This is a genomic window from Exiguobacterium sp. s11, from assembly GCF_018619015.1.
Lineage (GTDB): Bacteria > Bacillota > Bacilli > Exiguobacteriales > Exiguobacteriaceae > Exiguobacterium_A > Exiguobacterium_A indicum.
The window spans coordinates 269,119-291,998 of record NZ_JACSNF010000002.1; the positions used below are offsets into that span (position 1 = coordinate 269,119).

Here is a 22,880-nt window from a genome sequence, read left to right on the forward strand (position 1 = left end):
AACGATGAAAGAGACGTTATTGAAATTAGCAGAAGCAAAACATTTACGATATGAAGAAATGCAACAGGCAGCACGCGAACTGTTTGCGGAAGACGTGACCGATAGCGAAATTGCCGCTTTTCTCGTCGCATTGAAAGCAAAAGGGGAGACTGCAGAAGAATTAGCCGGTCTTGCTTCGATCATGCACGAGGTCGCCCTCGACATTCCGGTCACCGGCGATTTCATGGATAACTGCGGCACTGGAGGCGACGGCTCACAATCGTTCAACATCAGTACGACAGCTGCCTTCGTTCTGGCAGGTGCCGGCATGAAAGTCGCGAAGCACGGGAATCGGAGTGTCTCGAGTAAAACGGGCAGCGCTGATGTGCTTGAAGCACTCGGGGTTTCGCTCGATGCGACACCGGAACGTTTAGCAGAACAGCTCGAGTCGAACGGAATCGCCTTCTTGTTTGCGCAACGGATGCACCCACGCGTCAAGCAAATCATGAAGGTCCGACGCGATCTGCGGATTCCAACGATCTTTAACTTGATCGGGCCGTTGACGAATCCGGTCCCGCTCAAGACACAACTATTAGGAATTTACCGGGAGGATATGCTTGAGACGATGGCGTTGACATTACATCGACTCGGACGGAAGCGGGCAATCGTCTTGCACGGCGCGAATGGAATGGATGAAGCGTCCCTTGCCGGAACGAACCAACTCGTCTTACTCGACGAAGGCGAACTGATCCGCTTCAATCTTCATCCGGAGGAAGTTGGACTGAAGACCGCACCGCTTGAAGCGATCCGCGGAGGTAGTGCACAAGAGAATGCGACGATTTTATTGCAAGTCCTTAATGGTGAGCATGGCGCTTATCGCGACACGGTCCTACTCAATGCCGGAATTGCCCTCTTTGCAGCAAATCGAGCGAAGACGATTGAAGAAGGAATCGCCTTAGCAGCAGATAGCATCGACTCAGGACGGGCGATGGAACGATTGAACCAATTACGACAAATGACACGGGAGGAAGCAATCGGATGAATATCTTAGATCGCATCATCGAAACGAAACGAGCGGAAGTCCTGCAATTAAAATTAAACGGGGTCGAACGGATCAGTCGGGAGGCATTGAAGCCGTCGATTAAGCAACGACTAGCGGGAGCGGATTTATCCGTCATCGCGGAAATCAAACGAGCGTCGCCATCAAAAGGGGCAATCGCACTCGACGTCGATGTCGTCGCTCAGGCAAAACAATATGAAGCGAGTGGGGCGACCGTCATCTCCGTCTTGACGGACGAGACGTACTTCAAAGGGTCGATGGACGATTTAGCGGCAGTCGCTGCAGCAGTCGACATCCCGGTGCTTTGTAAGGACTTCATGATTGATCGGATTCAAATCGACCGGGCAAAAGCACATGGGGCACGGTTGATTCTCTTAATCGTCGCCGCTCTCGAGCAGGAGACGCTTGCTGACTTGTATGCGTATGCTTACGCAGAAGGACTTGAGGTCTTGGTCGAAGTCCATGACGAAGAGGAGTTACGCCGAGCAGAGGCGATTGGTGCGCAAATCATTGGCATCAACAACCGGAACTTGAAAAAGTTCGAAGTTGATTTACAGACATCGGTCGGATTACTCGAACAAAAACAACCGGACGTCCGGTATATCAGTGAGAGTGGCATCAAGACGGTCGAGGAAGCACAGCGATTACACGCTGCCGGTGCAGACGGGATCCTCGTCGGCGAGACGTTGATGCGGGCAGACGATCCGCAAGTCTTCATCCGAGAAGTGAGTGGCGTTCGCGTATGACACGGATTAAGTTCTGTGGTCTCCGGGAAAGAGAACATGTCGAAGCGGCAGTTCGCTTAGCGGACTACATCGGCTTCGTCTTTGCTAAAAGCAAACGACAGGTCACGCTAGAAGAGGCGGCTCGTCTCAGACGCGACATTCCAAAAACGGTCCAAGTCGTCGGTGTCTTCGTCTCCCCGACTTACCAGCAGGTGACCGACGCGGTCGAACAAGTCGCGCTAGATCTCGTCCAAATTCATGGTGTCATTCCGGACGGAGAGTTACCAGTTCCCGTCATTCAAGCGATTCCGGTGACGGACATCGGACAAGTAGAGCAACAGACGGATTATTTGCTCGTTGACGCACCGGTTGCTGGAAGTGGCGAGACATTCGACTGGTCACGAGACATTCAAGCCGATCGACCACTGTTCATTGCCGGTGGCTTGACAGCAGGAAACGTCGGAGAAGCAATCAAACGATATCACCCGTTCGCCGTCGATGTCTCAAGTGGCATCGAGACGGATGGACGGAAAGATCCCATCAAAATGCAGGCATTCGCAGATGCCGTAAAGGAGAGAGAAGTATGAGCTACGCACAACCAGATACACTCGGACAATACGGTAAATACGGAGGACGCTACATCCCGGAAACATTGATGCACGCGGTGATCGAACTCGAAGAAGCTTACGCAACGGTAAAAGAAGATCCAGCGTTTCAAGCGCGAATGGACGAGTTATTGAAAGAATACGTCGGACGTGAAACACCACTTTATTTTGCCGAACATTTGACGCAAACGATCGGTGGCGCAAAGATCTACTTGAAACGAGAAGACTTGAACCATACTGGTGCCCATAAAATCAACAATACGATCGGTCAAGCGTTACTGGCTGAACGGATGGGGAAACGAAAAATCGTTGCTGAGACAGGGGCAGGACAACACGGTGTCGCGACAGCGACGGTCTGTGCCTTACTCGATCTCGAATGTGTCATCTTCATGGGAGAAGAGGACGTCCGTCGTCAAGAATTGAACGTCTTCCGGATGGAGTTACTTGGAGCAACCGTCATCCCAGTCACACAAGGCAGTCGGACACTCAAAGATGCCGTCAATGAAGCACTCCGCTACTGGGTCAAACATGTCGAAGATACGCATTACTTGATGGGTTCTGTTCTCGGACCACACCCATTCCCACAACTCGTCCGTGATTTCCAAGCAGTCATCGGAAAAGAGACACGACGTCAAATCATCGAAAAAGAAGGTCGTCTGCCAGAGGCGATCGTCGCTTGTGTTGGCGGTGGCAGTAACGCGATCGGGATGTTCCATCCTTTCATCGATGATACAGATGTAAAATTGTATGGCATTGAAGCAGCAGGCAGTGGAATCGACACAGAGAAACACGCAGCGACGATGACAAAAGGAGAGGTCGGTGTCTTGCATGGCTCGATGATGTATCTCTTACAGGATGCGCATGGTCAAGTACAAGAAGCGCACTCGATCTCAGCTGGACTCGATTACCCGGGTGTCGGACCGGAGCATAGCTTGCTAAAAGATATCGGTCGCGTCCAGTATGAAGCGGTGACCGATGAACAAGCACTCGAAGCACTTCAGCTGTTGAGCCGCAAGGAGGGAATCATCCCGGCACTTGAGTCGGCACACGCGATTGCCTACGCGACTCAACTCGCGGCAGAGATGGACAAAGAAGAAATTCTCGTCATCTGCTTATCAGGACGGGGCGACAAAGACGTCGTCACTGTCAGAAACGCACTAAAGGGGGAAGCATGATGCGATTAGAGACAGCCATTCGTACCGTTACGAGCAAAGGGGAGAAAGCCTTCATTCCGTATGTCATGGGGGGAGATGGAGGAATCGATCAACTCCCGGAAATCCTGTCGTTTCTCGCTGAATCCGGAGCGACAGCGATTGAAGTCGGTGTCCCGTTTTCGGATCCTGTCGCTGACGGTCCAGTCATTCAAGAAGCGGGACTTCGGGCACTAGAAGCGAACGTTGGACTGAAGGATGTCCTCGAGGCAGTTCGCGTTGCTCGTCAGACCGTCGATGTTCCGGTCGTCTTGATGACGTACTTGAATCCGATTTTCCGCTACGGATTAACGGCGTTTCTAGCGACATGTCGCGAAGTCGGGGTCGACGGACTGATTATTCCTGATTTGCCGCTTGAGCAGAGCGAACAGTTCTTCGAACAAGAAGATAAGTCGGACATCGCGCTCGTCCAGCTCGTCTCCTTGACGAGTCCGATGGAGCGGATTCAAAAGATTGCCGATAAAAGTGAAGGATTCCTCTATGCGGTCACGGTCAACGGAACGACAGGTGGACAGACGACGTTTGATACAGCGCTTGAAGACCACTTAGCGAACGTCGCAGCAAACAGTCCAGTACCTGTACTTGCCGGATTCGGGATTAGTACACCGGAACATGTCAAACAACTGAGCAGACCAGTCTCGGGGGTCATCGTCGGCAGTAAAATCGTCGATTTACTCCATCAGAACGATCGAGAAACAATTCAACAGTTGATGGCAGCACGTCTTGCGGCGACGCCGTCGCATTAATAAAAAGGACCTGACTCAAAAGTCAGTCTCTACAAAGATAAGGGTGGCAGAATGATGATTTGCCACCCTTATCTCGTAACAAAAAGAATGACGCGTCACACACCACTCTTACAGGAACAGGCGCATTTATGCGCTGTTAGAGACGAACAAGACCCGCTTTTCTGCTTGAATGAAGCAGGAAAGATGGCTTGTGTCTCGCCTGAGGAAAGGGTGTGAAAAGACGCGTCATTCTTTTTTTGAGTCAGCTTCTTTTTCATATAGATGTCACTGTTGAACGAGCGACTTCTGCAAGTTGGTATACAGTGGTTCGAATCCGAGTTCCTCATAAAACGTTGCGGCACGGTCGTTGACCGCCCAGACGTTCAATCGAACCGCAGCAACACCTCGCTCGAGCGCGAGTTCTTCTGCCGCCTGCATCAACTGGCGACCAATTCCGAATGAACGATGGGATGAGGTGACACCGACGTCAGTGATGTTCAAGATCCGGACAGGCGTGAATCGATTGGCTGCTGGCGCAGTCCACTTGCCGAACAAGTAACCAACGAGTGTATCTCCGTCAAGCGCTGTCAGACAGAGGTGTTGTTCTGCTTCCACCATCTGACTTAAAGACTCCAGCGTGTACGGTGTCGTTACATCTGGATGAAAGTGAGGCGATAATCGTTTATGATGCTCGAACGTCTCTGCCGTCAGTGCAAGCAGGACAGGGAGGTCTGAAGTACGGCTCGTGCGAATCATCAAGTAATCACTCCGGTCATCGATTTTGTTTGAGTACTTCGGCGACGAGTCCCGATACATACGGACTACCACGATCTTCTTTTTCGACCGATTCAATCATGATGGCAACGAGAAGATCTTTTTTGTCGTTATCGTAACCGACGAAGAAGCCATTCTCTTTTCCATCGGTTTCGCCTGCCTTTTTCAATTCTGCCGTACCGGTCTTACCGGCAACATCGACTTCCTTGATATCGGCCGGGAGCGTATAACCGTTATGGACAACGTCATAAAGATCATCGCGAATCATCTTCGCGTCTTTTGCATCCAGCAGATCCTTTTTAAAGACTTGCTTCGTTTTTTCCTCTTGTAAAAGGGTCGGACGATAGATTGTTCCGTCAGTCAGGAAAATTTCATACATCGACGCTAGATGTAGAATGTTCGTCAGCATCTGTCCTTGTCCGTAGGACGTATCCATCAGCTGTCCATCTGAAGCAATCGTCCCGTCGTTTGAGATTTGAGAAGCGCGTAACGGATACGCAAACGGTAGCTTCTCTCCGTAGCCGAGGGCTTCAAGTCCAGACGTGAACGCCTTCGTTCCGACCTGTTCGAGTGTGGAGCGGGCGAAATAGATGTTGTCTGAATAAACGAGCGCATTGTGCAGATTAACGGGTGCTGGCGTCTCGTGAATCCGCGTGACGTTAAAACCATCGATCTTATTTTTCAGTCCATTGATTGTATAGGCTTTTTCCGGGTCGAGTGTTCCACTCTTTAAACCAACCGCGGCCGTTAGGGGTTTTTGAGTCGAACCGGGTGCGAAAGCACTCGTGAATCGGTTCAACAATGGTTGATCCGGATCCTGCGTCAATTCATCGAGTCGCGCTTGCGAGATCCCTGACATGAATTCAGAAGGATCAAAGCCAGGGGAGCTGAGTAAGACATGTGTCTCACCAGTCCGCGGATCGATTGCCGATGCCGTTCCTGGATCTTCTTTCATCGTGTCATACGTCTTTTTCTGAAGCGTAGCATCAATCGTCAACGGGATGTCCTCACCATCCGACGGTTTCGTTTCAGCGACGGTGACGCTTGATCCGTCTTTCTTTTGTAGAATGATCGAAGCTCCGGCTTTACCGCGTAAGCGATCATCAAGGACTTGTTCGAGACCCCGTTTCCCAATCTGTTCGCCAGCTTGGATTTTATTTTTCGATTCTTTAATCTCGTCTGCTGTCGCCGAACCGATATAACCGATCAAGTGTGAAGCGGCCTTCCCGAGTGGATATGTTCGGACTTCCGTCTCTTTAACGCTGATACCTGGAATGTCACGCAATTTCGCAACCGTTGCTTCGTCGGTCAGTGTTTTGAGCGGAACGAATTGTCCGTCCTTGACCCAACTTGCTTTTAAGGAATCTTCGACCGATGAGGTCGGGCGATCGAGCAACTCGGCAACTTGTGCGACATCTTTAAGTTGTCCTGCAGTTGCGCCGACAGCATATCCTTTACCAGAGGTCGCGAGCGGTTTATCGTTCGCATCAAGTAAATCACCGCGTTTGCCTTCTACGGTTTGTAACTGAACTTTATCTTCTTTCTTAAAGTCTTTTAGAACAAACGAAGAGTCCCAGTCAATGAACCAGTTTTCCGTTTCTCCTTGTTTCTCGAATGTTAACGGGACTTGTTTATCATAAGCAACGGCTCCTGCAACCGTATCAAAGGAGATTTGTACGGGAAGGGACGCTTTTTCGTCATCCGTTGCTTCCTCTGCTTTTTTTCGCTCGACGGATAACTTTTTGATATCAAGTGTTTTCGACAACTGTTTTGTCCGGTCGATGAATTCTTTTTTACCATATTCTTTTTTAGTAGCCGTACTCGCGTACGTATACATTTTATCGTAATCTTGTTTTTCCCAAAGTTTGATGTAGGCATCAAGACGTTCTTCAGGTGTCGGCTGATCTTGACATCCGGCAAGTAACGTCACACCAAACGTCGCTGATAAAAGAAGAGGGATCGTTCGTTTCATGGGTTTCGCCTCCGTTGTGGATTAGACTCATAATCATACCGTACCACTCCTGTCAGGAGATTTCATCTGAAACACAAAACCGGACTTCTCATGGAGAGAAGTCCGGTGAATCAAGCTTAGTTGAAGTAATTGAGTGGATTGACACTGTTTGCAGCAGACGTTCCGCTGTAGACGTATGGACCACGATGCATTTCGAAGTGGAGATGCGCACCGAATGCGTTACCTGTCGCACCAATCGTACCGATTTTCGATCCTTTAGCAATCGTTTGTCCGACTGAGACAGAGCGACTGTTCAAGTGTGCATATACTGTCGTGTACTGGATACCGTTCACCGTATGTGTCATCATGACATGATTTCCGTATGCGCCGTAATAACGGGATGTGATGACTTTACCGGCAGCCGATGCATAGACAGGTGTGCCTGTTGGAGCGCCGATATCGATGCCGTTATGGAACGTATAACCGTAAACGCCACTCGCAGCACCATATCCTTGCGTGATTGGACCACTTGCTGGACGTGAGAAACCAGTCGTTGCTTTTGACGAAGTCGTCGTACTGTACTTTTTAACATATGTAGAAGAAACATAGCGTGATGCGCCGCCGTACGAAATTTTCGTCCATGAACCGGAAACACCGAGATAATTGAATGTCTGTCCTGTATTGACGCTACCGACGATTTTATAAGCCGTTGATGGACCTGTACGGACACGAAGCCCGTCCGCTGTGACCTTTACCTTATATGTCGTTGCAGCTTCAACTTTCGAAGCACTCGTTGTTGCAAAACCTGAAACTACCAAAGCTGTCATTGTCATTGTTGTAAGTAAACGTTTCATTGAGTGTATTTCCTCCTTAAAAATCTGAAGCGACAGAACTGATCATTACAAAATTGTAAGATTTTATGTATATTTATTTTAGGGAATGATTTTTCGCCTGAGATGATTATAGCATCGTCAATAACACAAAAATATTTCAAATGTATTTCAAAATTATGCGTTATTAACATATATTGTAATGGATTAATAAGTAAAAAAGAACTGACGAAGAGTCAGTTCTTTTTTCTATGAAACCTATACTGTTATTCAATGGAAGAGGGTGAAAACACAGTTAAATGTTGCGGGAGTACCTCGACAGTCACGGGAACATGACCTGCTGTATCTCCATCGGCATTAATCGGCAGTTCTTCTTTCGAGCGAATTTCGACACGTGTCGTCGTGAAGTGTTCGATTTGATCGGCTTTTGATAATCCACCCGTGATAAGTTTAGGTAATGCTTGGAGCGCATCAAAGAATCCAAGCTTCGTAATGATGAACCCATGTAGCAGTCCATCATCGACCTTTGCGTCTTCTGCAAAGGATTCGAACCCACCAACGGAATTCGTCAAGGCGATAATCAACAAGTGTGCTTCTCCATCGAATTGTTTCTCAGCGGAATGGATTTCAATCGGATAGGGACTATGATCCTTGAAGGCTTTTAGACCTTCAATGAAATAAGCGACCGATCCGAGTGACGTTTTTTGTTCGACACTGACCTCCTCAACGGCTTCTGCAATCAGACCAACAGCGATGACGTTCATGAAGTAATGGTCATCATATTTACCGATATCGAGCGGTCGGGCAGGGGCATCAGCTAGAATCTGGATCGCCTCTTCGGGATCCGTCGGGATGTGTAATGCGCGCGATAAGTCATTGACCGTTCCGAGTGGGACGATCCCGAGTGTTGGCCGATGCGGTTGCTCGGCGATTCCGGTGATGACTTCATTGACCGTTCCGTCACCTCCCATGGCGATGACCGCGTCGTAATTAGACTGGGCGGCATGACGCGCGAATTCCGTCGCATCGTGTTCTTTTTCCGTAAACCGGACGTCGACGGTTTCAAAGCGAGTAGCAAGCGTCTCTTCAGCGAGCGTCGCGTGTTTTTTTCCGAGTTCTTTTCCAGAAGACGGGTTGATGATCAACATGGCTTGAGACAAGATGGATTCCTCCTTTGACGTATCTGTTCCTATTTTCCCGAGTCAAAGGAGGACTAATCATGTTAGTTCAAGTTTCTAGAATTAAGCGCTCATACAAACCTTCAATTTTTTGTAACAATGCTTCTTTTTTCATCTCGACCGTCATCCATTCTTCTTCCTCGGATACATGAGAGAGAATGGCATCAAGATGTACGACTTGAAATTCTAGCTCTTCAATTTGTTGATCGATGGACTGTTCTTTCGCAGGCGCATTCGAACGCTTTGAAATACTCGATTTCTTCTCATGATTTATTTGAGGTGGTGTGGCACGAACGGCTTGTCGTTTCTCCACTGCGTAAGCATAGCTTCCAGCATACGAAGTAATTTGGCGGTCAAGCCAAATGATTCTCGAGAAAAGACGATTCAAGAAATAGCGATCATGTGAGACGGCAATCAATGTACCAGAAAAATTCTCGAGTGCTTCTTCGAGTGTCTCTCTTGATTCAATATCTAAATGATTCGTCGGCTCATCGAGAATCAAGACGTTAATCGACGAATGAACGAGGACGGCGAGTTGCAATCGCACACGTTCGCCTCCGCTCAGTGACAAAATGGACCGAAAGACAGTTGGTCCAAAGAACAGGAACCGGGCAAGGATATGGCGGGCTTCCGCTTCTGGAACGGCAATCCGGTCTCTAAACCAGTCGATTAACCGCGCGTCCTCTTCGAAATGGGCATGCTGGGACAGGAAACCGATCCGATTCGATGGTCCACGCGTGAGTGTGCCTGCGTCTGGTGATAATTCGTCAAGCAGCAGTGAGAGCAACGTCGATTTCCCGCTTCCATTCGTTCCGACGATCGCGATCCGATCCTGTGCCATGATCTCGAACGAAACGTTATCAAAAATGTGGCGGGTTCCGTAAGAAAACGAGAGTTCTTCAGCGCGAAAGACGACTTGGCTCGAGTGATCGGTAGAAGAAAAAGAGACGTCAGCGGTTTTGGCTTCGAGTTGTGGTCGTTTAATCCGTTCGATCCGCTCGAGTGCCCGTTCCATCGATTTTGCTTTACGGAATAATTTCTCACTCGGTGGAGATGCTTCGTTTGCCCATTGCCGGAGTCGACGAATCGCTTCCTTCATTTTCTTTATTTTTTTCTGTTGCTCTTGGTAGGCGTGGAACTGTTCCATCAAGCGACGTTCTCGTTCGACGACGAACGCGCTGTAGTTCCCTATATAGGCTGTCAGTTCACCGTCTTCGAGTTCAACGATCGAGGTGACGACGGCGTCTAAGAAGACCCGGTCGTGAGAGACGAGCAGGATGGTCCCTGTATAGTCCCGTAAGAACTGCTCCAGCCATTCCACGGCAGCTAAATCGAGATGGTTCGTCGGTTCATCAAGAATGAGTAGATTTGGCTCCATGAGTAACATGCGACCGAGACAAATCTTCGTCTGTTCACCACCGCTCAACTGGTGGAAAGGACGAGTGAGTAACGGACGAAGGTGTAACCCGTTCACCATGCGCTCGATCTTCGAGTCGAGTAGATAGCCATCCTTTTGTTCGAACGCATTCGTCGCTTCCGCATATCGTGCGAGTAACGCATCAAGATTCTCTGGTGCTGTCGCCATCATTTGCTCCAACTGTTGCATCCGAGAACGGATCGCGAGGATGTCTTCAAACGCTGTCCAAAGGACGTCGAGTCCGGTCATCGTCTCACTATATACAGGAAGTTGTTCTAAATAGCCGATCGTCAAACCGCTCTTTTGATAGATGACACCACCGTCCGGTTGCTCAAGGCGAGCAAGCAAGCGGAGTAATGTCGTTTTACCACTCCCGTTTCGTCCAATCAGACCGACACGGTCGTGTTCGTTTAAGAAGAGGGAAACATCCGTTAAAATTGTCTCGCCTCCGAATTGTTTGGTCAGGTGTTGAATGTCGCAAATCATCATAGTAAGTTGATCCTTTCGCGCGCATCAAAAAAAGGAGAGCGCAAACAGCACTCTCCCTATCGTGTGAAAGATGCGCTTTGCTGTATTTTTCAATCATGAAGTTCTAAAAAAGGGCAGACGGGTGCCTTAGAACGCCATTCCATGAAAAATCGCGCGCAACAGATACAATTGTTCCATCAACCAGTGTTTGCACGCGGCAAAGTCCATCTTTTCACACCACCTTTCGTTTCAGATACATCTAGTTTACTATTTTTTTGTCAGTTACGGAAGTCTGAATTATTTGAACACACCTGCGATTGAACTGAAGAAGTCACTGAGTCCATCGAATAGTTTAGCAAAAAACCCTTTCGTTTCTTCTGATGTTGCGAAGGCATGGATGTCTTGTCCCGCATTTTTGAGTCCACTTTCGATTTGTCCCCAGTTGATGTTCGCTTGCTCCATTTGATTGAATAGATTCGTCAACCGGTCCATTTGTGCGTCAGACAACTGGATATTGTTATTTTGAATGACTTGGACGATCAAGTTTTCGATCTCGACTTTGGTTTCCGGTTTTTGATTGGCGATCTCAGCCTTGATCTCATTCATCAAGTCAGCGACTTTATCCGTGCCGACCGTTTTTCCAACGTCTGATGTGACCAATAATTCTTGCTGTGCTAAATCCTTGCGTTCGTCACTTAACTTTATCCCGGTTTCAGCGGAAGTTTGATCGTACGCCTTCATTATTCCTGTCAGTGCCGATGTCCCGGTCACCTTGTAAGGGGAAGTAATCGTGATGTCGGCATCTTTGACACCCGCTGTGACGAGAGCGTTGAGATACATATCCTTCGTCACCCATGTGATGTTTTCCGTCGAGACGGAGAGTCCATCTCCTTTTTCCGTCAGTTCGATTTTAGCCGACGAATACATGTTGCCGCCTTTTTGCGACTGTGGGATGTTTTTCCCGAGATATTTTTCCTCGTCAGCAGAAGTGGCGATGATCGGTGTGATGCCTTCCGGTGCATTGAGACGTGAAAGCACCCATGCTTTATCTTTTGCGCCGAGCGACTCCCCGAGTGTGACGATCGTCTTATCGACGACTTGTTCGGCGGATGCGGCTGTTGGGAGTAATAAAGCAGAAGCGATAACGGCTGATGCCATGATTTTTGTTGGTGTATGCATAATGAAATCCTCCAATTGTAAGTAACAGAATGAATTATAGTATCAGGTACTAAATTTAGTGTACGGGAACGATGTCTGTTCGGAATCGGTCTGCAGATGGAGACGATATCCGTCTTCTGACACTCCATAGTATAGCGAAAAGGAGACAACTTGACTTCCGTTTTCAGCATGCTATAGTGAATTTGAATCGAATAATGACCACTAGGGGAGTCGGTAGACCGACTGAGACGAACGAAGACGTTCGGACCCTTTGAACCTGATTAAGTTCGTACTTACGGAGGGAAGTGGCGTCAAGTCTTGTTCTTCTTGCGCCATGCCCGTGTGTTTCGGGGTGGTGTTTTTTCGTTTCATAACTAAACGAGGAGGATGAGATCATGACGTTCACACAAGAAATCAAACAAGCGGCACAAGCGTATTGGGATAGTAGTTTTACGCACCCATTCGTACAAGGAATCGGGGAGGGGACGTTACCGCTCTCGAAATTTCGGCATTACGTCATGCAGGATGCCTATTACTTAAAACATTTTGCGAAGATTCAAGCGAAGGCAGCATCAAAAGCAGACGACTTCGCGACGATCGCGACACTTGCCGAACATGCGACTTCGACTTATGAGGCAGAGTTGAGCTTACATCAATCATTTTTTGAGCCGCTCGGTATTACGGCAGCAGACCTTGAAGCATTTGAACCGGCACCGACAGCATATGCGTATGTCTCGCACATGCATCATGCGAGTGAAGGAACGCTCGGTGAGACGATTGCTGCCATCTTGCCATGTTACTGGTTGTATTATGAAGTCGGACAGCAATTACTGACGTGTACTCCGGAAGAAAAAATCTATCAGCAATGGATCGACACGTATAGCTCGGAATGGTTTGAAAAGGTCGTCTTTGAACAGATTGCACGGCTTGATGCGCTGGCGGAGCAAGCGAGCCCGACGGAACGCGAGCGGATGAAACGTCATTTCGTGACGAGTTGTTACTATGAGTTACTCTTCTGGCACATGGGGTGGACGGAAGAGACATTTGCGTCAGTTTACGAAACGATTCCAGCACGAGCGGTATCTTCTTGAATCACTAGATGGTAGAATTAGGAATACCATTTAGTGAGAGTAGGGATTGGAATGGAAATCATCGTGATCGCACTTGTGATCAGTGCAGCATATGCTGTACAACGAATGCTTGGTAGAGTCAAAGTAAGATTTCTTGGATACATCATTCCGATATTAATCGTGTTATCCGGTATATCCGCTTCGACACGTAACTTTAAGGTAGCGTATAGCATGGGGAGCTACATTTCTGCTGTTCTTGTCATCGTCGTCTATGCACTACTGACTTATTGGTTATACCGCGTCTACCATCGTGCGAAAGAAGAAGCTGAATATCCGTATCAATCACTAAAAGACCGAGGCATCCTTTAAGGAGCTTCGGTCTTTTGGTGTATCACGTCATCATTTTTTCCAGTTTTTAAAGCCGTCACCGAATTCGAGATGCAGTTGATCGGTAAAGACACCGTTCTGAAAGACCGGCACATCAACCGGTAAAGTGCCTTGCGGTTTGAACGTTCCGAAGATCGCTCGGATACCTGCAGGCAGGTTCGGTCCCGCTGATTTTAGATTGCCTGCTTCGGAGTCTGGACCGTTTGGATCGCCTTTGAAGCCATAGACGAGGACGTGTGCCGGTGCGTCCGGTTGAACGGCGACATCGTATGGGTTACGGAGACTGAGCAGGACGGATGGTGTATCCGTTTGTTTCACATAGCGGAAGATCGAAGCCGGAATCGCTTGTTCTGGTGCAGTAGGTAGTAGTTTAGCACTCGTGTTGACGTTGGAACCGACGATGATGTAATCTGCTGCATCGAGTTGCGCCCGTAATGTCGGGTTTTGGTCGAGCGGTAGCGTAGTAGCCGAGTAATTCGCTGTCGTCACGTGCCAGTTCCGATTCTTCGGTAGGGAAGCGATCGTCTTTTTCATGCTGTCCGTTTGATCCGCCGCAGGAGCGATCACAAGAACGTTAGCATTCTTTTTCGGTTTGAATGGTAAGGTCCGCTGATCATTTTTCACGAGTGTAACCGCGGCTTCCGTCATCGCACGTTCTTTTGCTTTATGCTCGGGACTGCCGACGATTTGGTTCGATTGCGCGATTTTTTCAGCTAGGGATGTCGTGTCAGTCGTACCGTTCCAAATTCCGCGTTCTGCTTTCAGTGTCAGAATCCGCTCAACCGATTGATCGATCCGTTCCTCTGAGAGGCGACCATCTTTGACTGCTGCGATCACATCCTTGAAAATCCGGTCGAGTTTTGTGACATCCTGCTCGGAACGAAGGATCGTCGGCATGAGCGCGATATCGACACCGGCGTCAAACGTCTTTAAGACGGCTTCTGATTCCGTAAAGTTGTCGGCGATCGCCTGCATGTTCAATGCGTCTGTGATGACGATGCCATCGTAGCCAAGTTTTTCGCGCAGTACGCCCGTGATGACATCATCCGATAACGTCGCAGGTAAAGGGAAGGTACCATTTGTCGACGTGACGAGTTCAGGTTCGATTTGCGGCATCCCGATGTGTCCTGTCATGATCATATCGATGTCTTCAGCAATAGCTCGCTTGAACGGTACGAGCTCGACTTGTTCCAGCTCCTGCAGGGACCGGTCAACGACCGGTAATCCATAGTGGGAATCGGTCGCCGTATCGCCGTGACCCGGGAAGTGTTTGGCGGTCGCCGCGACACCTTCAGACTGAATTCCCTTCATTAGAGCGGAACCGAGTGTGCCGACGAGCGCCGGATCACTCGAGAACGAGCGGACACCAATGACAGGATTTCCAGGATTGCTGTTGACGTCGAGAACCGGACCAAAGTTGACATTGATGCCGAGCGCACGCAGTTCGGAACCGATGATATGACCGGCATCATTGGCATATGTACTACTGCGGGTCGCACCTAACGCCATATTGCCAGGTAAGTTCGTCCCTGTTCCGAGCCGAGTAACGATTCCGCCTTCTTGGTCGATCGTGACGAACAGCGGAATATCGTTGCTAGCGTCTTGTTTGACGACTTCTTGCAGATCATGAACGAGTTTCGTCGTCTGTTCGGTTTCGCTGACGTTCTCAGCAAACAAGATGACGCCGCCTAAATCATAGCGATCGATGATGTTCGCGACTTCTGGGGCAAGCGACGTATGATTGCTGCCATTCCACTGTCGGAAGTCCGGCATGATCATCTGCCCGATTTTTTGTTCGAGTGTCATCGTGTCGATTTTGTGACTGATCCGATCGGCTGAAGATCCTGCATCTGCCATGACAGGTAAACTACTTGAGACGAGTACTGCTGCGAGTCCGGCTGTTAACGTGAACTGTCCGATTTTTTTCATGATGTACGTCCTCCTTTAGTCAAACCGTGACTGGAATTCTTTTCAATACGGACAGTATAGCAAGGTGTTTGTTTTAAAACAATATTTTATTTGTAAACGATTTCAAATTGAAATAAATTTCAAATGTGTTTTTAGACAGACTGACTTGAATGAAAAAAAAGTGACTCCCCCTGAAGAGGAATCACTTTCAAGTAAAGTCGATCGATTGATCAGCTATAGCGTTCGACGATGCTTGTCAGCTGACGTTCGACGAACGATTGATCCTGCAGTTCACCATTGGACAGACGCAGTTTGATCATCGACTCATCCGCACCAGCCATTTCACTGAATAATGAACCGAGACTGTGCGCACGACGGTCGACTTGGACGATTAAATCAATCCCTGAGCTGTCTTGGAGCATGATGATTTCGATCTCATCCAGTTTATGAGCGTAGTGTGTATTGCGAGCTGAATACTCAAGCTCCTGAGCAATCGGTAAATCTTTCCGGAATCGTCCAGGTAATTTTTCCGTGTCGGCTTTTTTCAAACGGAAGCCAAGTGACTCCATTGCATCTAAGACTGTCGCTTGGTAGCGGTTTGCTTCGACGATGACAGCGTCACGGTCCGATGGATCGACGGCTTGAGCGATGTCGAGTCCCGTCTCGATCCACGATTTCGATTGACTGACGGAGAGTGGCGTATTCAGCGGTACGCGTAATGTAAAGGGAATCTCCCGCTCAACACCCGCTTCAATCGTGAACTTCGCTTCATTTAAGGCAAACCGGTCGAGCGTGAAGGTCGTAAACGTCGTACTATCATTGACTTCTTGTTTGTACTGCGTGTTGAATTCAAGATAAATTCGATCAATTTCTTGATCGACGTTTCCGCCTTTGATATGAACGACACCGTGAATTTGACCGCCTGGTTCGCAGCGGTCATCCGTCAAGCGTGTATCGACCGTTGCGGCACCGATTCCGATTTGTGAGAGAATTTTTTTGAACATGATGAATTCCTCCTTTTGATTACGTACGAATGATGAAGCGTGTAAACTTGTCGAACAGGTACGAATTTGCTACAGTTTCGAAAGAACATCAGAAAAGGACGGGACGACTAGTGGAACTACATGAATTAAAAGCGAGTCTTGCCTCGCAAATCACGCAAGGAACACTGATCCATGCAACGATAAGTAATCCGCGTCAAAAATCAAATGATCTCCGACGAATCAAGGTAAAACCGATTCTATTAAGAGATACGGTGATGATGCAGGTAGAGTTTCAATTTGAACGCGTTATGAAGCATGAAAATATTTTAATTGACGATTTCGTCGGACGACTCGATGACTGGTTCACGGAATTTCGTCAATTCTTATTCCGTTTTGAAGAAGAAGAATGGCAATTCCAGCTCTCGAAAAAGATGAAAGTCGCGATCAAGACATCCAAAAAGGAGCCGATGAAAGCTCTCTTGTCGCATGACCGGAAAAAAACCTATCTATTAGAAGACGGTGTGCCGGTTCCGTTTCTGATTCGCTTAGGCGTCATGACGGAAGCGGGTCAAGTCAAAAAACAGAAGTACGATAAGTTTAAACAAATCAATCGCTTTCTTGAATTCGTTGAGGATAGCATTGCTGCCTTGCCTAAAGGAAAAAAACTCCGGATCTTGGACTTCGGATGCGGGAAGTCGTATTTGACGTTCGCTCTCTATCATTATCTAAAAGTCGTCAAAGGATTCGACCTCGAAGTGACAGGTCTTGATTTAAAGAAAGAAGTCATCGAAGAATGTACGCAAATTGCGCGTGATCTGGATTATACCGATCTGACATTCCGCGTCGGGGACGTTCATGATTACACAGGGGAGACGGAAGTCGACCTGATGGTGACACTTCACGCTTGTGATGTCGCGACGGACGTCGCACTCGCACGAGCTGTCGACTGGAATGCATCAGTCATCCTGAGCGTACCGTGCTGTCAAAAGGAATTGAACCGTCAACTGGACTGTTCGCCACTCGATGTCATGCTCCAGCACGGACTGATCAAAGAAAAATTCGCATCACTGGCGACAGATTCGATTCGTGCTGAGTTGCTAACACTGGTCGGATATGAAGCGCAACTTCTCGAATTCATTGATCTCGAGCACACACCGAAGAACATCTTGATTCGAGCATACAAACAAAACAAGCGACCAACGGAAGAGAAAATCGATCGTTACATCGCGTTCCGTGATTTGTTGCATGCCCGACCATTTTTAGAAACTGAATTAAGCGGCAGACTTGGACAGATTTCACCGAAACTCGTACAATAAGAAGGAGAACGAATCAAAGGAGGCAATACGATGGATTTCCAAATGTATTTTGAAGATGTCGTCCAAACAGCCCGCAAAGAAGCGCAAGCTGCTGGATTTGAAGAATTAACGACGCCAGAGAGCGTGGATGAAGCAATGAAACGCGAAGGGCTAACACTTGTCCTTGTCAATTCGGTGTGTGGATGTGCTGGCGGGATCGCCCGTCCTGCTGCAGCGTACGTTAATCGGAAAGAGGGTATCAAGCCCGATCATTTCGTCACGGTATTCGCTGGACAAGATCGCGAAGCGACAGACCGTGCGCGTGAATACTTCGAAGGTTACCCACCTTCATCTCCATCATTTGCATTAATGCAAGATGGAAACATCCTCTCGATGGTCGAGCGCTTCGACATCGAATCGTTCACGGCGGAAGAGGTCGTCGAGAAACTTGAATCATTGATTGAAATCTACGCATAAGCAAAGAAGGCTCCTGATAAAGGAGTCTTTTTTTGCGTATTCATGAGATTAAAATAATAAATTTTAAAATTGAAAGCGTTTGCAAAATTGTATAAAAAGTCATTTATGCATGATTTATGAATAGAAACTCAAAAAATTTTATATATTTATGCTTTACAGTGAATAAATATTCGTATATCCTAAAAGCAATAGAACAGGTCAGGCTTTTCGGTATTGAATTGGACATACACATAAGTCATACTATTGTTAAAGTTCTGACAATTGAGCGTTGGAAGGGGAAAACTCGAATGAAAAAATTATTAGCAACGGCAATGGCAGGCATTCTGGCAGTCACGATGGCAGCATGTGGCGCGTCGGAAGAATCAACAGGTGGATCAAGCAAAAGCGATAAAGTATTGACGATGGGAACGTCAGCGGATTACTTCCCATTTGAATACATCGATACGAAAAAAGGAGAGGACATCGTCGGGTTCGACGTTGCGATCGCCAAGGAAGTCACGAAAAATCTCGGGTATGACTTAAAAATCGAAGACATGGAATTTGGTAGCTTACTTGGTGCGCTTAGCTCAGGTCGTGTCGATTTCGTCATGGCGGGCATGACACCGACAGAAGAGCGTAAGAAAAACGCTGACTTCACGGACATCTACTTCGAATCAAAAAACTTAGTCATGACGAAGGATAAAGCCATCAGTTCGGAAGACGAACTCAAAGGCAAAAAAATCGGTGTCCAGCTTGGTTCGATCCAAGAGGGACTCGCAAAAGATCGCTTTAAAGACAGCGAAGCGGTTCCTTTAAATAAAATTCCAGAAATCATTCAAGAATTGAATACAGGTCGGATTGATGCCCTCATCATCGAGGATGCAGTTGCCGTCAAATACATGGATCAAGACGCATCGCTGAAAACGTATCAGATTAAAGAAGATGGTCCAGCTGGATCAGCGATCGCCTTCAAAAAAGGCGACAAGATGCGTGACGATTTCAACAAAGAGTTGAAGAAGATGATCGACAGTGGTGAAATCGATAAATTGGCAGAAGAATGGTTCCAAAAAGAAGCGAAATAAGTCAAGTGCATGGGGGTGGGGGTAACCTCATCCCTTTTGTGCGACGTTAGGAGATTGATTATGATAGACTTTACAAAGATTCAAGATTCAATTCCATATATTCTTGAGGGGATTCCGGTCCTGTTCCAAGTCGTCATCGTGGCAGCCATTGCCGGGATGCTGATCGGAATCGTCGTCGCGGCACTGAAAATCACGAAGAGCCGTTTCATCCGTTTCATTGGTCATACGTATACGGCGATTTTCCGGGGAACCCCACTGATCTTGCAACTGGCGATCGTCCACTTCGGATTACCACAGTTGACAGGGTATGTCACGACAGGATACCAATCGGCAATCATCGCCTTCTCCTTGAACTCCGGAGCGTACATCTCGGAAATCATTCGGGCTGGGATTCAAGCCGTTGATCGTGGGCAGTGGGAAGCTGCAGATGCGCTTGGTATTTCGTATTTCAAACAACTCCGTTCGATCATTTTGCCGCAAGCCTTTAAAAATATCCTTCCAGCGATCATGAACGAATTGATCACGTTGACGAAGGAATCGGCACTCGTCTCGACGGTCGGTGTTCTCGATGTCATGCGTCGTGCACAAATCGTTGGAGGAGAAAAGGCGATTTATTTCGAACCGTTGTTGTTTGCCGGATTCGTATATTTTGTTCTCGTCATGGGATTGAGCTTGATAGGCCAACAAGTCGAAAAAGCTATGAGAAAGAGTGGGTAATCAGATGGAACCTATGATCCAAGTCACCGATTTGCATAAGCAATTCGGAAAATTAGAAGTATTAAAAGGTATCTCGACGACAGTTACACGCGGTGAAGTCGTCGCTGTCATTGGACCGTCGGGATCCGGTAAATCAACATTTCTACGTTGTATCAACTTACTTGAACAACCAACGAGTGGAACGATCATCGTCGATGGTTTTGAACTGACGAAACCAAAAGCGAACATCTCGAAAGCACGTCAGAACATCGGAATGGTGTTCCAACAATTTAACTTGTTCCCACATAAGTCTGTTCTTGATAACTTGACGTACGCACCGATCAACGTCCTTGGTATCTCAAAAGACGAGGCAGTCAAGCGGGCAGAGACATTGCTTGAACGTGTCGGTCTAGCTGAAAAACGCGATAATTACCCGAACCAGTTGTCAGGTGGACAAAAACAACGGGTCGCAATCGCACGCGCTCTTGCGATGGAACCGAACGTCATGTTGTTTGATGAACCGACGTCAGCGCTTGACCCAGAGATGGTCAACGAAGTACTGGACGTCATGAAGCAATTGGCGGAAAGCGGAATGACGATGGTCATCGTCACTCACGAGATGGGCTTTGCCAAAGAAGTCGCGGATCGCGTCTTGTTCCTCGATGAGGGGATTCTGATGGAAGAAGGTTCGCCGGTCGAACTCTTCGACAATCCGAAGACGGACCGGGCGAAAAAATTCCTCGAAAAAGTTTTATGAGCACGGCACGCTAACTCTGAAGAGGGTTAGCGTTTTTCGGTTTTTAGTAGAGAGGGGAATAAGAATGAAAAAATTGCTTGAAGGTCATCATACTCGTCTGACGCGTTTTCAGTCGGAAGATACCGAAGTGATGCAACGTCTGCTTGACGATGCAACGTTTGCTCGTCATTTCAGTGCGACGCCATATCGTCACTTATCGAAGGAAAAGATTGAACAGATGATGGCGACTGATGCTCCGGAGACGTTTCGGTTTGCGATTCGTAACTTCGAAGATGAACGGATGATTGGTGTCGTCGCATTAGAAGATATTTTACCGACACATGGAACGGCATGGCTGATGATTGGCATCGATCCGGATTGTGAAGGACAAGGGTATGCGACGGATGCGCTACAGACAATCCTCGAATACGCCTTCTTAGAGTTGAACTTGTACCGGATTCAATTGACGGTCTTTGAGTATAATACACGTGCGGTTAAGCTGTACGAACGACTCGGGTTCGTACAGGAAGGAAGATACCGTGCCTTTTTACGACGAGACGGAGAGCGGCATGATATGTTACTGTACGGATTACTCGAACCGGAATGGAGAGATCGACAATGATTCAAGAAACGGAAATCTTCGTCCGGTCGTTTCACGCGACGGACTTTTCAGGTCATGATTATGCCCATATCGAACGGGTTCGCCGTTTAGCGTTACATATTGCCAAACAAGAAGGCGGGAACGTCAAAATCATCGAACTATCTGCCTTACTCCATGACGTAGCAGATAGTAAACTCGGGGGAACGGCAGAGACGGTCGCGTCCTTTTTGCAAGGAAAAGTGACGGAAGAAGAACAAGAACAAATTCTAGACATCATCACGAGCCTGTCCTATAAAGACGGTACACGCCCACCGATGCAAACAATCGAAGGGCAAATCGTTCAAGATGCTGATCGTCTCGATGCCATCGGTGCAATCGGGATTGCGCGCACATTTCAGTTCGCTGGTCGGTTCGGGGAGCCGATGCATGTACCTGGTCTAGCACCACGAGAACCGGGTGACCGAACGGGAGAGACGAGTGCCCTGAATCATTTTGAAGAAAAGTTATTCCGGCTAAAAGATTTAATGAATACGAACACAGCACTTCATTTAGCAGAGGAGCGACATCGCTACATGGAAGAGTTCGTTAATCGTTTTAAGCAGGAATGGGAGGGGGCTACGGGAGAAATAGGTGATATGTAAATCGATTTAAACACATAAGGCGCGTTGTCCGGTTCATTTTTCAGACAACGCGCTTTATGTTGTATTTAACTAAGGATGATGGCAGTAATTAACCCAAGTGCTGCGAACAGACCAACGATCGCACCACCTTCCTCGTGAGCTTCCGGCATCATCGTCGAAGCAAGCATCGCAATGATCCCACCGCTTGCGAAGCTACCGATCATGGCGAATTGCATGTCCGGGAGTTCTGCGAGAATCGTGTAGCCGGCGAGTGAGGCGAGGGCGGAGATCAACCAGACGACTCCCCACATCAGTAATACTTTGTTCTTCGAAAAGCCATCTTTTCGCAAACCGGTCGTACTCGATAAGCCTTCCGGGATGTTGCTGACGAAAATCGCCGCGACGAGTGCCGCGCTGACATTTCCCGATAACAGACTGGCACCGATCATGATTGATTCCGGGATCGCATCAAGAATCGTCCCGAAAAAAATCGCTGTTCCCGTGCCTTCGTTCCCACCAGACGAGCGTTTCCGTTTACTCGCGCCGCGTGACGAAACGAATAGGTCAAAGCCCGTAAAGACGAGTGCGCCGACAATGAAAGAGATTGCGACGACGAGTGTCGTTGATTTCTTTAATGCTTCATCGAGTAACTCGAACGTCGCTGCTCCAATCAAGATCCCGGTTCCAAACGACATGATGTAACCAATCAGGCGTTGCTTTAAGGGTAAGTACAATCCGAACAAAGCACCGATGACAACGGCACCACCTGCTAGCGCTCCCCAACCGAACGCTTCCCACATACGATCGCCTCCTTCTTGTCCTTTCTACCTGTTCTAGATAATTCATAAACATAGCGAAAAGAAAGAAAAATAGTTCGCGACGCATGCAAGGGGCTGACTTAAAAACAGAATGACGCGTCATTTCACGCCTTTTCCTCAGGGGAGACACAAGATCCTGTAGGAGTG

At 48.0% G+C, this 22,880-nt stretch carries 23 protein-coding genes and 1 riboswitch; of the genes, 14 read left to right on the top strand and 9 right to left on the bottom strand.

The genetic code is table 11. The features are described 5' to 3' along the window. Positions 1 to 4 precede the first annotated feature (4 nt). Genes trpD through trpA form a run of 5 tightly spaced genes read left to right on the top strand, consistent with a single transcriptional unit; the run spans position 5 to position 4,326 of the window. Positions 5 to 1,021, top strand: a complete 1,017-nt coding sequence (gene trpD, locus KNQ12_RS09020) for an anthranilate phosphoribosyltransferase (RefSeq protein WP_214747633.1) — start codon at positions 5 to 7, stop codon at positions 1,019 to 1,021. Next, entirely contained in the window at positions 1,018 to 1,785 is a 768-nt protein-coding gene (gene trpC, locus KNQ12_RS09025; protein WP_058713633.1) for an indole-3-glycerol phosphate synthase TrpC, read from the top strand. Before trpD ends, trpC begins: the two co-directional genes overlap by 4 nt. Then, positions 1,782 to 2,351, top strand: a complete 570-nt coding sequence (locus tag KNQ12_RS09030) for a phosphoribosylanthranilate isomerase (protein ID WP_214747636.1) — start codon at positions 1,782 to 1,784, stop codon at positions 2,349 to 2,351. The genes trpC and KNQ12_RS09030 overlap by 4 nt, the downstream gene beginning before the upstream one ends. Beyond that, the gene (gene trpB, locus KNQ12_RS09035) at positions 2,348 to 3,544 is read left to right on the top strand and encodes a tryptophan synthase subunit beta (RefSeq protein WP_023467602.1); all 1,197 of its coding nucleotides are present in this window, start codon (positions 2,348 to 2,350) and stop codon (positions 3,542 to 3,544) included. The genes KNQ12_RS09030 and trpB overlap by 4 nt, the downstream gene beginning before the upstream one ends. Beyond that, positions 3,544 to 4,326 carry a tryptophan synthase subunit alpha gene (trpA, locus tag KNQ12_RS09040; RefSeq protein WP_047390833.1) on the top strand — a complete coding sequence of 261 codons (783 nt, stop codon included), beginning with the start codon at positions 3,544 to 3,546 and terminating at the stop codon, positions 4,324 to 4,326. The genes trpB and trpA overlap by 1 nt, the downstream gene beginning before the upstream one ends. 264 nt (positions 4,327 to 4,590) lie before the next feature. Here trpA and KNQ12_RS09045 read toward each other — a convergent pair whose 3' ends face one another. The 6 genes from KNQ12_RS09045 to KNQ12_RS09070 all read right to left on the bottom strand — a co-directional run bounded on the left by KNQ12_RS09045 (position 4,591) and on the right by KNQ12_RS09070 (position 12,102). After that, on the bottom strand, positions 4,591 to 5,061 hold the full coding sequence (locus tag KNQ12_RS09045) for a GNAT family N-acetyltransferase (RefSeq protein ID WP_214775438.1): 471 nt from the start codon (positions 5,059 to 5,061) through the stop codon (positions 4,591 to 4,593). Positions 5,062 to 5,077: 16 nt separating this feature from the next. Continuing rightward, positions 5,078 to 7,051, bottom strand: a complete 1,974-nt coding sequence (locus KNQ12_RS09050; RefSeq protein WP_214747642.1) for a penicillin-binding transpeptidase domain-containing protein — start codon at positions 7,049 to 7,051, stop codon at positions 5,078 to 5,080. Positions 7,052 to 7,167: 116 nt separating this feature from the next. After that, the gene (locus KNQ12_RS09055) at positions 7,168 to 7,884 is read right to left on the bottom strand and encodes a M23 family metallopeptidase (RefSeq protein ID WP_023467606.1); all 717 of its coding nucleotides are present in this window, start codon (positions 7,882 to 7,884) and stop codon (positions 7,168 to 7,170) included. Between the two features lie 242 nt (positions 7,885 to 8,126). Further along, positions 8,127 to 9,020: a diacylglycerol/lipid kinase family protein gene (locus tag KNQ12_RS09060; protein ID WP_214747644.1), complete on the bottom strand. Its 894-nt coding sequence runs from the start codon at positions 9,018 to 9,020 to the stop codon at positions 8,127 to 8,129. Between the two features lie 67 nt (positions 9,021 to 9,087). Beyond that, on the bottom strand, positions 9,088 to 10,941 hold the full coding sequence (gene abc-f / locus KNQ12_RS09065) for a ribosomal protection-like ABC-F family protein (protein WP_251137745.1): 1,854 nt from the start codon (positions 10,939 to 10,941) through the stop codon (positions 9,088 to 9,090). A 279-nt stretch (positions 10,942 to 11,220) separates the two neighbouring features. Continuing rightward, positions 11,221 to 12,102: a DUF1002 domain-containing protein gene (locus KNQ12_RS09070; protein WP_214747652.1), complete on the bottom strand. Its 882-nt coding sequence runs from the start codon at positions 12,100 to 12,102 to the stop codon at positions 11,221 to 11,223. Between the two features lie 193 nt (positions 12,103 to 12,295). Next, positions 12,296 to 12,402, top strand: a riboswitch (TPP riboswitch). 74 nt (positions 12,403 to 12,476) lie between these two features. Between KNQ12_RS09070 and tenA the strand changes: the two genes are divergently transcribed. Continuing rightward, positions 12,477 to 13,172 carry a thiaminase II gene (gene tenA, locus KNQ12_RS09075; RefSeq protein ID WP_035398260.1) on the top strand — a complete coding sequence of 232 codons (696 nt, stop codon included), beginning with the start codon at positions 12,477 to 12,479 and terminating at the stop codon, positions 13,170 to 13,172. Positions 13,173 to 13,223: 51 nt separating this feature from the next. Then, positions 13,224 to 13,520 carry a hypothetical protein gene (locus tag KNQ12_RS09080; RefSeq protein WP_214747655.1) on the top strand — a complete coding sequence of 99 codons (297 nt, stop codon included), beginning with the start codon at positions 13,224 to 13,226 and terminating at the stop codon, positions 13,518 to 13,520. Positions 13,521 to 13,550: 30 nt separating this feature from the next. Here KNQ12_RS09080 and KNQ12_RS09085 read toward each other — a convergent pair whose 3' ends face one another. Beyond that, a complete protein-coding gene (locus tag KNQ12_RS09085) occupies positions 13,551 to 15,467 on the bottom strand; it encodes a glycoside hydrolase family 3 protein (RefSeq protein ID WP_214747658.1) in 1,917 nt (638 codons plus the stop codon). Positions 15,468 to 15,676: 209 nt separating this feature from the next. Next, positions 15,677 to 16,450 carry a sporulation protein gene (locus tag KNQ12_RS09090; RefSeq protein WP_214747661.1) on the bottom strand — a complete coding sequence of 258 codons (774 nt, stop codon included), beginning with the start codon at positions 16,448 to 16,450 and terminating at the stop codon, positions 15,677 to 15,679. A 110-nt stretch (positions 16,451 to 16,560) separates the two neighbouring features. Between KNQ12_RS09090 and KNQ12_RS09095 the strand changes: the two genes are divergently transcribed. From KNQ12_RS09095 to KNQ12_RS09125, 7 genes are all read left to right on the top strand, one after another. Further along, positions 16,561 to 17,745: a class I SAM-dependent methyltransferase gene (locus KNQ12_RS09095; protein ID WP_023467615.1), complete on the top strand. Its 1,185-nt coding sequence runs from the start codon at positions 16,561 to 16,563 to the stop codon at positions 17,743 to 17,745. 30 nt (positions 17,746 to 17,775) lie between these two features. After that, entirely contained in the window at positions 17,776 to 18,201 is a 426-nt protein-coding gene (locus tag KNQ12_RS09100; protein ID WP_023467616.1) for a BrxA/BrxB family bacilliredoxin, read from the top strand. A gap of 287 nt (positions 18,202 to 18,488) precedes the next feature. Beyond that, complete coding sequence (locus tag KNQ12_RS09105) at positions 18,489 to 19,262, top strand: transporter substrate-binding domain-containing protein (RefSeq protein ID WP_023467617.1); 774 nt, start codon at positions 18,489 to 18,491, stop codon at positions 19,260 to 19,262. 57 nt (positions 19,263 to 19,319) lie between these two features. Continuing rightward, complete coding sequence (locus tag KNQ12_RS09110) at positions 19,320 to 19,979, top strand: amino acid ABC transporter permease (protein WP_035398698.1); 660 nt, start codon at positions 19,320 to 19,322, stop codon at positions 19,977 to 19,979. 13 nt (positions 19,980 to 19,992) lie between these two features. Continuing rightward, on the top strand, positions 19,993 to 20,715 hold the full coding sequence (locus KNQ12_RS09115) for an amino acid ABC transporter ATP-binding protein (RefSeq protein WP_041255311.1): 723 nt from the start codon (positions 19,993 to 19,995) through the stop codon (positions 20,713 to 20,715). Positions 20,716 to 20,779: 64 nt separating this feature from the next. Continuing rightward, a complete protein-coding gene (locus KNQ12_RS09120) occupies positions 20,780 to 21,316 on the top strand; it encodes a GNAT family N-acetyltransferase (protein WP_023467620.1) in 537 nt (178 codons plus the stop codon). Then, on the top strand, positions 21,298 to 21,936 hold the full coding sequence (locus KNQ12_RS09125) for an HD domain-containing protein (protein ID WP_058265129.1): 639 nt from the start codon (positions 21,298 to 21,300) through the stop codon (positions 21,934 to 21,936). The genes KNQ12_RS09120 and KNQ12_RS09125 overlap by 19 nt, the downstream gene beginning before the upstream one ends. A 65-nt stretch (positions 21,937 to 22,001) precedes the next feature. Here the strand turns inward: KNQ12_RS09125 and KNQ12_RS09130 are convergent, their stop codons facing one another. Next, positions 22,002 to 22,715, bottom strand: a complete 714-nt coding sequence (locus KNQ12_RS09130) for a ZIP family metal transporter (protein ID WP_023467622.1) — start codon at positions 22,713 to 22,715, stop codon at positions 22,002 to 22,004. Between the last annotated feature and the right edge of the window lie 165 nt (positions 22,716 to 22,880).

Excerpts from the sequence above, each read along its gene's own strand:
- trpD (WP_214747633.1), top strand. The coding sequence starts at position 5 with ATGAAAGAGACGTTATTGAAATTAGCAGAAGCAAAACATTTACGATAT.
- trpC (WP_058713633.1), top strand. The coding sequence starts at position 1,018 with ATGAATATCTTAGATCGCATCATCGAAACGAAACGAGCGGAAGTCCTG.
- KNQ12_RS09030 (WP_214747636.1), top strand. The coding sequence starts at position 1,782 with ATGACACGGATTAAGTTCTGTGGTCTCCGGGAAAGAGAACATGTCGAA.
- trpB (WP_023467602.1), top strand. The coding sequence starts at position 2,348 with ATGAGCTACGCACAACCAGATACACTCGGACAATACGGTAAATACGGA.
- trpA (WP_047390833.1), top strand. The coding sequence starts at position 3,544 with ATGCGATTAGAGACAGCCATTCGTACCGTTACGAGCAAAGGGGAGAAA.
- KNQ12_RS09045 (WP_214775438.1), bottom strand. The coding sequence starts at position 5,061 with ATGATTCGCACGAGCCGTACTTCAGACCTCCCTGTCCTGCTTGCACTG.
- KNQ12_RS09050 (WP_214747642.1), bottom strand. The coding sequence starts at position 7,051 with ATGAAACGAACGATCCCTCTTCTTTTATCAGCGACGTTTGGTGTGACG.
- KNQ12_RS09055 (WP_023467606.1), bottom strand. The coding sequence starts at position 7,884 with ATGAAACGTTTACTTACAACAATGACAATGACAGCTTTGGTAGTTTCA.
- abc-f (WP_251137745.1), bottom strand. The coding sequence starts at position 10,941 with ATGATTTGCGACATTCAACACCTGACCAAACAATTCGGAGGCGAGACA.
- KNQ12_RS09070 (WP_214747652.1), bottom strand. The coding sequence starts at position 12,102 with ATGCATACACCAACAAAAATCATGGCATCAGCCGTTATCGCTTCTGCT.
- tenA (WP_035398260.1), top strand. The coding sequence starts at position 12,477 with ATGACGTTCACACAAGAAATCAAACAAGCGGCACAAGCGTATTGGGAT.
- KNQ12_RS09080 (WP_214747655.1), top strand. The coding sequence starts at position 13,224 with ATGGAAATCATCGTGATCGCACTTGTGATCAGTGCAGCATATGCTGTA.
- KNQ12_RS09085 (WP_214747658.1), bottom strand. The coding sequence starts at position 15,467 with ATGAAAAAAATCGGACAGTTCACGTTAACAGCCGGACTCGCAGCAGTA.
- KNQ12_RS09090 (WP_214747661.1), bottom strand. The coding sequence starts at position 16,450 with ATGTTCAAAAAAATTCTCTCACAAATCGGAATCGGTGCCGCAACGGTC.
- KNQ12_RS09100 (WP_023467616.1), top strand. The coding sequence starts at position 17,776 with ATGGATTTCCAAATGTATTTTGAAGATGTCGTCCAAACAGCCCGCAAA.
- KNQ12_RS09105 (WP_023467617.1), top strand. The coding sequence starts at position 18,489 with ATGAAAAAATTATTAGCAACGGCAATGGCAGGCATTCTGGCAGTCACG.
- KNQ12_RS09115 (WP_041255311.1), top strand. The coding sequence starts at position 19,993 with ATGATCCAAGTCACCGATTTGCATAAGCAATTCGGAAAATTAGAAGTA.
- KNQ12_RS09120 (WP_023467620.1), top strand. The coding sequence starts at position 20,780 with ATGAAAAAATTGCTTGAAGGTCATCATACTCGTCTGACGCGTTTTCAG.
- KNQ12_RS09125 (WP_058265129.1), top strand. The coding sequence starts at position 21,298 with ATGGAGAGATCGACAATGATTCAAGAAACGGAAATCTTCGTCCGGTCG.
- KNQ12_RS09130 (WP_023467622.1), bottom strand. The coding sequence starts at position 22,715 with ATGTGGGAAGCGTTCGGTTGGGGAGCGCTAGCAGGTGGTGCCGTTGTC.